Origin of the sequence: Actinosynnema sp. NPDC059335 (genome assembly GCF_042752395.1) — a bacterium.
Classification (GTDB): domain Bacteria; phylum Actinomycetota; class Actinomycetes; order Mycobacteriales; family Pseudonocardiaceae; genus Actinosynnema.
The window spans coordinates 7,121-19,092 of sequence record NZ_JBHYXZ010000160.1 but is presented as its reverse complement, the minus strand read 5'-3'; the positions used below and the strand labels follow the sequence as shown (position 1 = coordinate 19,092).

Here is an 11,972-nt window from a genome sequence, read left to right as displayed (position 1 = left end):
CCGAGGCGCACGACCGCCGGGCTGGGGACCGGCGGTGGGGGGGAGTTAGTCCGAAGCCCGGGCCGCCCCGGCGGCGGCCTGGACGCGCAACCGGGACTCGACCTCGGTCGCGGCCTGGTCGCCGTAGGCGTGGGCGAGGCGCGAGCGCAGGTCGGCCTCGGTGAGGGTGTACTCCTGGGTGCCCACGGTCTCCAGCGAGGCGGCCGCGACCGCGCACCCCACCTGGCACGCCCGCTCGACGCCCAGCCCGACCGACGTCCCCCACAGGAACCCGGCGCGGAACGCGTCGCCGAGACCGGTGGGCTCGACCTCGCGCTCCACCCGGACCGCCGGCACCACCAGCGGCGGGTGGTCGCGGCGCTCGACGCGGACGCCTTCCGCGCCCAGGGTGGTGATCCACGCCCCGACCCGGCCGATGACCTCCTCGGCGGACCAGCCGGTGGACTGTCGCAACAGGACGCTCTCGTACTCGTTGGTGAACAGGTAGGCCGCGCCGTCCACCAGTTCCCGGATCGACGCGCCGTCCATCCGGGCCAGCTGCTGCGAGGGGTCCGCCGCGAAGGGCAGCCCCAACGCCCGGCTGTCCCGGGTGTGCCGCACCATCGCGTCCGGGTCGTTCGGGCCGATCACGACGAGGTCGACGCCGCCCAGCCCGGTCGCCACGGCCCCGAGGTCGATCTCGCGCGCCTCCTGCATCGCGCCCGCGTAGAACGAGGCGATCTGGTTCTGGTCCAGGTCCGTGGTGCACAGGAACCGCGAGGTGTGCCGGTGGGCCGAGACCCGCACGAACCGGGTGTCGACCCCGTGCCCGTCCAGCCAGGCGCGGTACTCGTCGAAGTCCTTGCCGACCGCGCCGACGAGCGCCGGCGTGACGCCGAGCTGGGCCAGGCCGAAGCAGATGTTGGCCGCGACGCCGCCGCGGCGCACTTCCAGGTCGTCCACCAGGAACGACAGCGACACGGTGTCGAGGTGGCCCGCGACGAAGTGGTCGGCGAACCTCCCGGGGTAGGCCATCAGGTGGTCGGTGGCGATGGATCCGGTCACGACGATGCGCATGGTCCCGCTCTCCGGGGGTCGGCGGTCAGCTGGTCACGGCTTGCTTGAGGTCGTCGGCGCGGTCGGTGCGCTCCCACGGCAGGTCCAGCTCGGGCCTGCCGAAGTGCCCGTACGCCGCGGTCTGCGCGTAGATCGGGCGCAGCAGGTCCAGGTCGCGGATGATCGCCGCCGGGCGCAGGTCGAACACCTCGGTGACGGCCTGCCGGATGCGCAGCGGGTCCACGGTCTCGGTGCCGAAGGTCTCCACGAACAGCCCGACGGGCGCGGCCTTGCCGATCGCGTAGGCCACCTGCACCTCGACCCGCGACGCGAGGCCGGCGGCGACCGCGTTCTTGGCCACCCACCGCAGCGCGTACGCCGCGCTGCGGTCCACCTTGGACGGGTCCTTGCCGGAGAAGGCGCCGCCGCCGTGGCGCGCCATCCCGCCGTAGGTGTCCACGATGATCTTCCGCCCGGTCAGCCCGGCGTCGCCCATCGGGCCGCCGATCACGAACCGGCCGGTCGGGTTCACCAGCACCCGCACGTCGGAGGTGTCCAGGTCCAGGCCGGCCAGCTCGGGGCCGACGACGTGCTCGCGGACGTCGGGCCGCAGCAGGTGGTCGAGGTCGATGCCGTCGGCGTGCTGGGCGGACACCACGACGGTGTCCACCCGCACCGGCTCGTCCCCGTCGTACTCGACGGTGACCTGGGTCTTGCCGTCCGGCCGCAGGTACGGCATGACCCCGGTGCGCCGCACGGCGGTCAGCCTCTTGGCCAGGCGGTGCGCGAGGGCGATCGGCAGCGGCATCAGCTCGGGCGTGTCGGTGCAGGCGTAGCCGAACATCAGGCCCTGGTCCCCCGCGCCCTGCCGGTCCAGCGCGTCCACCGCCTCGTCGACCCGGGACTCGTAGGCGGTGTCCACGCCCCGGGCGATGTCCGGCGACTGCGACCCGATGGCCACGTTCACGCCGCAGGAGGAGCCGTCGAACCCCTTGACCGAGGAGTCGTAGCCGACCCCCAGGACCACCTGCCGCACGATCGCGGGGAGGTCGACCCGCGCCCGGGTGGTCACCTCGCCCGCCACGTGCACCTGGCCGGTGGTCACCAGGGTCTCCACCGCCACCCGGGACCGGGGGTCCCGGCGCAGCAGCTCGTCGAGGACCGCGTCGCTGATCGCGTCGCAGATCTTGTCCGGGTGGCCCTCGGTCACCGACTCCGAACTGAACAAGCGTGGGGTCACCGTCTCCTCCGCAGGGACGAATGGCGTGCCGGGCGGCCTTACCGGGTGATCTCGAAGACGTTGTAGGTGACCTCCTCGCCCGCCAGCCGCTTGGTCGTGTGGTCGAGCCGGACCAGCGACTTGCCCACCTCGGCGGCGAGCGCCCGCACGCGGTCGAGGTCGCCGAGGCTGTTGAAGGTGACCAGGGCGCGCCCGCCGGGCCGCAGCCACTCGTGCGCCTCGGCGAGGTAGCGGCGCAGGGCGCTGTAGCCGCGGTCGAAGATCGCCCACTCGAAGTCCTGGGTGAACTCGAAGTCGCGCGGGGCCTCGATCACGCTGCAGTTCCAGAAGACCGTGTCGAACCGCTCCCCCGGGTCCAGCTCGGAGAACACGTCGCTGCGCAGCACGCGGACCTTCTCCTCGACGCCGTGGCGCTTGACGTTGAGCGTGGTGGTCTCGACCGCCGTGTCGGTGATGTCGGTGGCGGTCACGTGCTCGCAGCCCTGCAAGGCCGCCCACACGGCGGTGACGCCGGCGCCGCAGCCGATCTCCAGGAAGCGGCCGCCCACGGGGTAGCGCAGGACGGTGGTGTACCACTCGGTGCCGGTGCCCGGCGCGGGCGCGTACGTGCCGGGCACCAGGTCCCACTCCTTGCCGAGGAGTTCGAACGTGGTGCGGTCGGCGCCGACGGGGCCGAGTTCCGCTACGAGCTTGCGCCCGATCCGGTAGCGGTCCTCGAAGGTGTCCGGCTGCTGGCTCATGGCTCTCCTCGGGATGGCTTAAGCGGACAGCAGTGGCTTGAGGTCCGCGGCGTACTTCCTGATGAAGGGCTCGGACAGGTGGGGGACGTCGCCGGTCGGGCCGAGCCCGGCGGCGCGGACGGCCTCCCGGAACCGGGCGGACGGGATCTCGGAGCCGGGCACCACCGCCTCGGGGTGCTCGAACCGGTGGATCAGCGGCAGCGCCGAGTGCTGCCGCTGCGCCTCGGGCAGGGCGCGCATGGCCGTGCCGAACCGGACGAACCAGTCCGCGTAGTCGTCCACCCGCTCGATCCGGTGGCCCGCCTCGGCGAGCCAGTCCACGAACGTGTCGAGGGAGATGCCGTCGTCGTGCGGGTTGACCAGGCTCAGGGTGCGGAACCCGGCGTCCCGGTCCGCGCCCAGGGCGGTGATCGCCGCGGCGGTGAAGTCGACGGGCAGGCCGTCGTAGTGGGGGGACGCGCCGTCCCGGTCCAGGGCTCGGTAGAACGACCGCGGCGCGATGCCGGTCGCCAGGACGCTGAACAGCAGGCGCGTGAACACGTCGGGCACGTTGAGCTGCCCGCCGTAGTGGCTGTGGGCGAGGATCATGTTCGACCGGAAGACGGTGACCGGGAGGCCGACGAGGTCGTGCGCCTCGCGCAGCAGCACCTCGCCCGCCCACTTGCTGGTCGCGTACCCGCCGGCGTAGCCCTCGTGGACCGGCTGCACGGGGATCGCCTCGCGCACGTCGGAGTCCTCGTCCAGCGCGGGCTGCCCCGCCCGGGAGGTGGCCACGGCGACGCTGGAGACGAAGGTGAACGGCTTGACCCGCCCGGTGAGCGCGAGGCCGATCAGCTCGGCCGTGCCCAGCACGTTGGCCTCGAAGAGGTGGTTGTACGGCAGCACGTGGTTGACCAGCGCGCCGGCGTGGACCACCAGGTCCACCTCCGCGGCCAGCCTGGCCCAGGTCCGCTCGTCCAGGCCGAGCCGGGGTTCGGCGATGTCGCCGGCGAGCACCTCCAGGTGGGCGGGCGCGAGGTCGGCCACCTTGGCGGCCAGGTCGGAGTCGCCGCCCGCGAACGCCTCGTCGAGCCGCTTGCGCGCCGCGGCGGCGTCCTTGCCGCGCACCACGCAGATCAGCTTCCCGCCGGCCGGGGCCAGCCGTTCCAGCCACTCCAGGCACAGGAAGCGGCCGAGGTAGCCGCTCGCGCCGGTGAGCAGGACGGTCCGGGGCTCGCCGGTCACCCGGGGCAGCTCGCGCGCCTGCTCCAGCAGGACCGGGTCGAGGAACTTGTCCAGGGTCAGGTCCGCGGCGCGGACCTCCGCGCGGGCCTGGTCGTGCACCGACTCGAACGTGGGGCGGCCCACGCCGGCCCCGCGCTTGGCCTCGATGTACTCGGCCACCTGCCGCAGGTCGTTCGCCGGGCTGATCAGCACGTCCACCGGGACCCGCACGCCGAAGATGTCGTGCAGCAGGTTGGTGTAGGACACGGCGGACAGCGAGTCGCCGCCCAGGTCGCGGAAGTGCGCGGTGGGGCCGACTTCCACGGTGGATCCGGTCAGCAGCGCGCGGGCCGCCCGCTGGACGGTCTCCAGCACCGGCCGGTCGGCGCCCGTGCGCCGCACGTCGAGCAGTTCCTCGGACTCCTGCCGGGCGATCTCGGCGTACATCGCCTCCAGCCGGTCGCGGTACCGCGCGAGCAGTTGCGGCCGCAGCAGCTTGCGGTGGTCCGACAGCAGACCGTTGGCCTGGCTGAACGGCTCGGTCTCGACCAGGACGTCGCGCGGGATCTCGTAGGAGTTCAGCCCCGCTTCCTTCGCGACCTCGCGGAAGGACTCGCTGAGGTGCTGCTTCAGCTCGTGCGGCGCGGCGGCGAACCGGTCGAGGGTCGCCGGCGTGGGCACGACCACGGCGAGCAGGTAGGACCGCTCGCTGTTGCCGTACACGAAGATCTGGCGCACGAGCGGGCTCGTGCCCAGGATGGCCTCCAGGTTCGCCGTGGCCACGAACTCGCCCTGCGACAGCTTCAGCACGCTGTTGCGGCGGTCCAGGATCTCCAGCTTGTCCGGCGCGATCTCGGCGACGATGTCGCCGGTCTTGTAGTAACCGTCCTCGTCGAAGATCGAGGCCGACAGCTCGGGCTGCTTGTAGTAGCCAGGGATGGCGGACTCGGTCTTGAGCAGCAGTTCGCCGCGCGGGTGCGGGGTGTCGGTCCGGTAGTAGCCCAGCTCGGGCACGTCCACGAGCTTGTAGTCGACGACCGGCGGCCGCAGCATCGCGCCGTCGACCGAGACGCCCGCGACCTCCGTGGTGCCGTAGAGGATGTGCAGCTCCAGGTCCAGCAGGGACTCCACGAACGCCCGCAGCTCGGCCGACAGCGGCGCGGAACCGCAACTGGCCCAGGCGATCCGCCCACCGAGGACGCGCTGCCGGATGTCGACCTTGACCTGCTCCTCGACGGCCGCGCGGTCGTCGCCCGCCACCACGCGCCGGTCGACCTCGCTGCGGTGGTACTGGAACAGCATCTCGCACACCCGCGGCACCAGCGACAGCTCGGTGGGGCGGGCCAGCGCGATGTCCTCGAAGAACGTCGACAGGTCGCTGCTCGCGGTGAAGTAGCTGATCCCGCCGCGCGCCATGGTGTTCTTCACCGAGGAGTGCCCGGCGACGTGGCTCATCGGCATGTAGTGGAAGGTGATCGCCTGCTCCTCGGAGAACAGGTCCGACCACCCGTCGCCGCCGAACATCGACGCGACCAGCCGCTCGGTGTAGATCGCGCCCTTCGGCGTGCCGGTGCTCCCGGACGTGTAGACCAGCATCGTCATGGGGTCCTCGCCCTCGGCGGGCGTGAACGGCGGCGCGTCCGGCAGCGCCGCGCCCCGGCCCAGCACGTCGGCCAGGGACTCGACCCGGGCGTCGTGGCCGGCCCGCGCGAGGCGTTCCCGGGCGGCGGCCAGCCTCTCGTCGTGCTCGTCCACCCCGGGGTGGTGGTCGAAGACCACGAGGCGGCGGACCGCCGGGCTGTCCGCGACCAGGTCGACCGCGGCGTCCACCCGGTCCAGGGAGGCAGCGACGACGCGCGGCTCGATCTCCGCCACGATCGCCGCCAGCTGCGTCATCGGGGCGCTGGTCTGGAGCGGGACGCTGACCGCGCCGAGGCGGATGCACGCCAGGTCGACGGTGGTGTAGTCGCGGCTCGCGAACCCGAGCAGCGCCACGCGGTCCCCCGGCGCGAGGGCGTCCACCGGGTCGTGGTGCCACTCGTTCGCCACCGCGCGGACGCGGTCCCACATCTGGGCGAAGGTCGTCGTCTCGTAGGACGGCAGCAGGCGGAGCGACGTGCGGCCGGTGCCGGGGTCGCGGACGACCTCCTTCGCGCGCTCGCCCACGGCGGGGCGGTCCGCGTAGCGCCGCATCACTTCTGCCACTTTTTGCGCAAGCCGCATGCTGGGTCTCCACATCGCACTGCCGGGTCGAATCGGTGCTCGACAACCACAAGTGAGGTGGTGTTCACCGGGCGGGACGTCGGTTGTGCCGCGCTGCTCTCCGGTGATCACGACGCTAGTTGCCGACCCTGGAGGTGCCCACAAGCCGGATCAGAATCTGTCATGTCGCGGCCGCGGGGGCCGATGACCTGCGCGAAAACGTCAAATCGCCCGAATTCGGGCACGGGAAAGGGGTTGCCCCGCGAGACGGGGACCGATCAGCGCGGGCGACCGACACGGCACGAACGGCGCGACACGAGCAGCGGAGACACGAGCGGCGGCGGCGCGGACAGGGCGGCGCGACTCAGCGCGGACGAGGCGGCGCGGCGCGCGCAGTGGCGGCACGAGCGGCGCAGGCGCGGAGGGGGCACACGAGCGGCGCGGCACGCGACACGCGCGGGCGTGAACGCCGCAGGCGCGGACGGCGCGGGAGGGTGCCGACCCGGAGCGGTCGGTTCGAGCGGTGGAGCGGGAGAGTCCGGTTGCGGCCACGACGGCCCCGGACCATCCCGTCGGAGCCGGCACGGGGGCGTGCGCCGGCGAGGATCCGCCGACGGCGCGAGGCCGCGTCGGCGGTGGTGGTGCGCGGTCCGCCGGTCGGCGGACCCGTGCGGTTCGCCCGCTAGCGGGACACCGGGAACGCGGGGACGAACGGCAGCGTCGCCAGGGCGTCGACCAGCGGCGCCAGTTCCGGCAGCTCCGCGGCCTCCTTCAGCGCCTGGGCGAGCGTGTCGTCGTGCGTGGACCGCGCGGACTCCAACGCCGTCCGGCCCGCCTCGGTGACCTCGGTGTAGATGCCCCGCCGGTCGTCCTCGCACAGGTAGCGCTGGAGCAGGCCGCGCCGTTCGAGCCGGGTCACCAGGCGGGTGGTCGCCGACTGGCTGAGCACCACGGCGCGGGCGAGCTGCGTCATCCGCAGGTAGCACCCGGCGAACGCGCTCTGCCTGGACAGCACGTCGAGCAGGCTGTACTCGCTGACGGAGAGGTCGTGCTCCCGTTGCAGCGCTCGTTCCAGCGCATCCTCGATGCGCGCGTGCAGCGCCGCCAGTGTCCGCCAGCCCTGCGCACGGGTCTCGACGGCATCGTCAGCGATCTCCACGGGGACACCCCTCCTTGCAACTTGCAACACCTAGTTGCGTACGCCATTATCAGCACCGTGCAAAATAAGGCGTGTGCAACTATCGCAGACGCTGGTAGTACGCAGCCCAGGCTACCGGGAACTCGAAGACCCTGGGGCCTCCCGGGCGCACGTCCACGACCAGCACCGCGACAGCCGGCCGTCCGGGCGATCAGCCGACCGGCCGCCGACGCCACCGGCGCCGCTCCGCGGACCGGGCGGACCGCCGACGTGGTCGAACAACCGTTCGACCGGCACTGATTTCGCAATCCCGAACCAACAGTTGTGCCGGGCCGCGGCGCTCGCCGGGCCCGAGCAGTGATACCCGAAGGGCGGTAGTAAATGTCCACCGGCTTGACCCCGAACGAGGGGAAGCGGGAAAGCGAAAGCATCGCCGGTCCGGATCCCGGCGCCGGTCCCGTGCGCTGGAGCGGGCGGCAGTGGATCCTGCTGTTCATCTTCAGCGGTGCGATCATGCTCGACGGGTTGGAAAACTCGATGATCGCGGTCGCCATCCCCGAAATCCAGGCGGCATTCGGGGTGAGCGCCGCGACCGCGCAGTGGGTGCCCGGCGCGTACATCCTCGCGTTCGGCGCATTTTTGCTGCTGGGTGGCCGGTGCGCGGACTTGTTCGGCCGCAAACGGGTCTTCGTCATCGGCATGGCGGTGTTCGCCGCCATCTCGTTGCTGGGCGCATTCGCCGACGACGCCTTCCTGATCATCGTGACCCGGTTCGTCAAGGGCGTGGCCGCGGGCTTCACCGCGCCGGCCGCCATGTCGCTGCTGGCCACGACGTTCCCGGAGGGCCCGCAGCGCAACAAGGCGTTCGGCGTCTTCAACGTCTTCGAGGCGTCCGGGTACTCCTCCGGCCTGCTGGTCGGCGGTCTGCTGGCCGCGATCAACTGGCGGACCACGTTCGTCCTGCCGTCCGTGGTGGCGGTGCTGCTGCTGATCGGCGCGCTGCGCTTCCTGCCGCCGGACCCGCCGCGCACCGAGTCCGCGCGCCTGGATGTCGGCGGCGCGCTGACGCTGCTGCTCGGCATGTTGCTGCTGGTGTTCACGGTGGTCACGGCGCCGGAGGTCGGCTGGGGCTCGGCGCGCACGATCGGCGGGTTCGTCGTGGCCGCGCTGCTGCTGATCGCGTTCGTGATGATCGAGCGCAAGGTCCGGGAGCCGCTGATCCGGCTCGACCTGTTCCGCAACCGCAACCTGGTGGCCGCGAACGTCAGCTCGTTCCTGCTGTACGGCGGCGCGATGGCGTTCCAGTTCGTGCTGGCGCTGTACCTGCAGAACATGAACGGCTGGGAGCCGTGGCACATGTCGTTCGTGCTGCTGCCCGCGGGTCTGATGGTCGTCATCATCGGGCCGAAGCTCGGCTACCTGATGGACCGGTTCGGCGTCAACAAGGTCCTCATGGTCGGCCTGGTGTCGTTCATCCCCTGCTACCTGCTGATGCTGCGCATCGGCCCGGAGCCGGAGCTGTGGACCGTGCTCGTCCCGGTGTCGGTCATCTGGGGCATCGGCTTCGCGCTCAGCCTCGCCGCGCTCATGGTCGCGGGCACCAACGGCGTGCGCGACGAGGACCAGGGCCTGGCCGCGGGCATGATCAACAGCTCGCTCCAGGTCGGTGGCGCGTTCGGTCTCGCGCTCGTCACCGCGGTGATCGTGCCGGCGGTCCAACTCGGCGACCTCTACCCCGGCATCTGGTTGATCCTGGGCTTCGCGGTCGTGACGCTGCTCGCCCAAGGGCTGCGCAAGAAGGTCTGACCGAGCCGCCATTCGGTTGATCCCGGAGGGAAGTATTTCAACGCGAGTGGGCGGAGCGCGCCTCCGCCCACTCGCGGATCGTGATCGGCATCTCTTTCATCCACTGGATACACTGGGAAGGCTTGCCGGGGCCGTTCACAGAGCGTGATTGCCGAACGAAATTCCTGGTGCGATCGAGTGATCGCGCCGCACACACTGGGGGTGTTCTGGGAATGGAAACCTTCGTGCCTTCGCAGCGGACGGCGGCCGGCGGCATTGAGGAGTTACTCGAATTGCTCGCCACCGGCGCGCCGGTCGACGCGTTCGCGAACTTCCTGGACGACATGCGCAGGTCGGGGATCTCGGGCATGGCGGACACCGACGTGAAAGCGTCGGTGTGGCAGGCGCTGCGGGTGCACGCCCAGATCCAGCGCGGCCGCACCCGCGAGGCGGGGCTCACCGCCCTCATCGACGCCACCCGGGACCTCGCGATCCCCTACGACTCGGTGGACGCCCTGCTGCACGCCATCGCCCGCCGCGCCCGGCACCTGCTGAGCATGGACATGGCCTTCGTCGCCCTGCCGGACGGCGAGAACGACCAGGTGCGGGTGCTCGCCGCCGACGGGCACACCTCCGAGCTGAGCGTGGGCCTGCTGCTGCCCGCCGACGACCACATCACCGCCGCGGGCCGCACCGACGCCGCCCCGTTCGCCTCCCACGACGTGCGGACCGACGAGCGGGTCACGCTGTCGCCGGCGTTCGAGAAGATGGTCCGCGCTGAGGGGCTGCACGCGTTGATCGCGGTCCCGCTCAGCCACGGCGACCCCCACGCCCACACCTCCGGCGGACGGCTGTACGTGGCCAGCCGGAAGGTGCACCACTTCACCGCCGACGAGCGGTCGCTGCTGGTGTCGCTGGGCATCCTGGCGAGCATCCACCTCCAGACCACCAGGCTGCGCCTGGAGGCCGAGGCGCGGGCCGCCGAGCTGGAGCGGCGGCTGTCACAGGTCTCCACCAGCGCGGAGAAGTTCCACGAGTACCACCACCTGCAGACGGCGCTGGTGGACATGCTGCTCACCGGCGGCGACCTGAACACCCTCGCGGCCACCGCGGCCGACGCGTTCGGCGGGCGGGTGACCGCCTACACCGCGTCCGGCGACGTGCTGGTCACCGCGGGCACGGGGCCCGACGACGGCGACGACACGACCCAGGTGGCCATGGCCGCGACCATGACCAGCCAGGACGCCGAGTCGAGGGACGGCAAGTGGGTGGCCCCGCTGTGCATCGGCAAGGACTACGTCGGCTCGCTGGTGCTGTCCGCGCCCGGCGACCTGCCCGCCGCCGGGCGCGCCCAGCTGCGCCTGGTCTCCCAGGTCGCGGTCCTGTTCATCCGGCGGGGCGACGGGGCGGCCGGGGCGGACGACGAGGCGCGCGACCGGCTGCTGCACGACACGCTCAGCGACGACCAGCGGGTGCCGCGCCACCTCACCGAACGGGCGCGGCGGATCGGCTTGGACCTGACCAAGCCGTACCTGATGGTGGTCGCGAGGCCGGAGAGCGGCGTGCAGTGCCGGGCCAACGCGTGGGCGGCGATGTACGCGCGGCGCATGGGCGGGTTGCGCAGCACCCTCGACGGCCACCTCATCATGCTCCTGCCCGGCAGCGACGCGGGCATCGTCGCGCGGGACGTGTCGTCGGCGGTGGCGGCCGCGCTGGGCCGTCCGCTCTCGGTCGGCGCGGCCGGGCCGCTGACCGGGGCCGAGTCGATCCGGGAGGGGTACCGCGAGGCCGTGCGGTGCCTGGGTGCGGTGGTGGCGCTCGGGGTCAGCGGCGGCGCGGCGTCCATGCGCGAGCTGGGGTTCGTGGGCGCGCTGATGTCCGGTGACGACGATGTCGCGGGCATCGTCGAGGACGTCCTGGGGCCGGTCCTGGAGTACGACCGGGAGCGCTTCACCGACCTGGTGCCCACGCTCCAGGCGTACTTCGACGCGGGCGCGAGCCCGACCTACGCCGCCGAACGCCTGCACGTGCACACGAACACGGTCACCCGGCGGCTGGACCGGATCAAGGAGCTGCTCGGCCCGGACTGGCAGCAACCGGCGCGGGCGTTGGAGATCCAGCTCGCGCTGCGGTTGCTGCGGGTCCGCGAGCTGGTCGGCGCGCGACCCGGGGCCGGCGCGGTCGAGGGCCGCTGAGCGGCCGGCGGAGCGGTCACCGGACATGGGCGAGGAAGCTCTGCGTGCGCTGGTGGCGGGGGTGGTCGAGGACTTCCCGGGCGGGTCCCTCCTCCACCACGACGCCGCGGTCCATGAACACCACGCGGTCGGCGACGTCGCGGGCGAACCCGATCTCGTGGGTGACCACGAGCATGGTCATGCCCTCGGACGCGAGCCGTCTCATCACGTCGAGCACCTCGCCCACCAGCTCCGGGTCCAGCGCGGAGGTCGGCTCGTCGAACAGCATCACCGCCGGGTTCATGGCCAGCGCCCGCGCGATGGCGACGCGCTGCTGCTGGCCGCCGGACAGCCGGCGCGGGTAGGCGGGGGGCCGGGCGCCCCGCCCCCCCCCGGGGCGCCGGGGGCGGGGGGGGGGGCGCGGCCCCGCGGGGGGGGCGCGCGGGAGACACGCG

General features: G+C 72.4%; 8 protein-coding genes. 2 read left to right on the top strand and 6 right to left on the bottom strand.

What is annotated here, in order from left to right; all coding sequences use genetic code 11:
• Window positions 1-45: 45 nt before the first annotated feature.
• The 5 genes from ACFXGA_RS33480 to ACFXGA_RS33460 all read right to left on the bottom strand — a co-directional run bounded on the left by ACFXGA_RS33480 (window position 46) and on the right by ACFXGA_RS33460 (window position 7,579).
• The gene (locus tag ACFXGA_RS33480; RefSeq protein WP_378094965.1) at window positions 46-1,056 is read right to left on the bottom strand and encodes a carbohydrate kinase family protein; all 1,011 of its coding nucleotides are present in this window, start codon (window positions 1,054-1,056) and stop codon (window positions 46-48) included.
• Window positions 1,057-1,081: 25 nt separating this feature from the next.
• On the bottom strand, window positions 1,082-2,263 hold the full coding sequence (gene metK / locus ACFXGA_RS33475) for a methionine adenosyltransferase (RefSeq protein WP_378094967.1): 1,182 nt from the start codon (window positions 2,261-2,263) through the stop codon (window positions 1,082-1,084).
• Window positions 2,264-2,313: 50 nt separating this feature from the next.
• On the bottom strand, window positions 2,314-3,015 hold the full coding sequence (locus ACFXGA_RS33470; RefSeq protein ID WP_378094963.1) for a methyltransferase: 702 nt from the start codon (window positions 3,013-3,015) through the stop codon (window positions 2,314-2,316).
• An 18-nt stretch (window positions 3,016-3,033) separates the two neighbouring features.
• Window positions 3,034-6,456, bottom strand: a complete 3,423-nt coding sequence (gene car / locus ACFXGA_RS33465; RefSeq protein ID WP_378094961.1) for a carboxylic acid reductase — start codon at window positions 6,454-6,456, stop codon at window positions 3,034-3,036.
• Window positions 6,457-7,102: 646 nt separating this feature from the next.
• Entirely contained in the window at window positions 7,103-7,579 is a 477-nt protein-coding gene (locus tag ACFXGA_RS33460; RefSeq protein WP_378094959.1) for a MarR family winged helix-turn-helix transcriptional regulator, read from the bottom strand.
• A gap of 360 nt (window positions 7,580-7,939) precedes the next feature.
• Here ACFXGA_RS33460 and ACFXGA_RS33455 point away from each other — a divergent pair, with 360 nt between their 5' ends.
• On the top strand, window positions 7,940-9,364 hold the full coding sequence (locus tag ACFXGA_RS33455) for an MFS transporter (RefSeq protein ID WP_378094957.1): 1,425 nt from the start codon (window positions 7,940-7,942) through the stop codon (window positions 9,362-9,364).
• A gap of 224 nt (window positions 9,365-9,588) precedes the next feature.
• Window positions 9,589-11,538 carry a helix-turn-helix domain-containing protein gene (locus ACFXGA_RS33450; RefSeq protein WP_378094955.1) on the top strand — a complete coding sequence of 650 codons (1,950 nt, stop codon included), beginning with the start codon at window positions 9,589-9,591 and terminating at the stop codon, window positions 11,536-11,538.
• A 16-nt stretch (window positions 11,539-11,554) separates the two neighbouring features.
• On the opposite strand, the gene ACFXGA_RS33445 is transcribed toward ACFXGA_RS33450, so the two are convergent.
• On the bottom strand, window positions 11,555-11,972 hold a 418-nt coding region (locus ACFXGA_RS33445; protein WP_378094953.1), incomplete at its 5' end, for an amino acid ABC transporter ATP-binding protein.

What these genes read in the sequence shown, in the direction of transcription:
- ACFXGA_RS33480 (WP_378094965.1), bottom strand. Translation starts at nt 1,056, where the DNA reads ATGCGCATCGTCGTGACCGGATCCATCGCCACCGACCACCTGATGGCC.
- ACFXGA_RS33470 (WP_378094963.1), bottom strand. Translation starts at nt 3,015, where the DNA reads ATGAGCCAGCAGCCGGACACCTTCGAGGACCGCTACCGGATCGGGCGC.
- car (WP_378094961.1), bottom strand. Translation starts at nt 6,456, where the DNA reads ATGTGGAGACCCAGCATGCGGCTTGCGCAAAAAGTGGCAGAAGTGATG.
- ACFXGA_RS33455 (WP_378094957.1), top strand. Translation starts at nt 7,940, where the DNA reads ATGTCCACCGGCTTGACCCCGAACGAGGGGAAGCGGGAAAGCGAAAGC.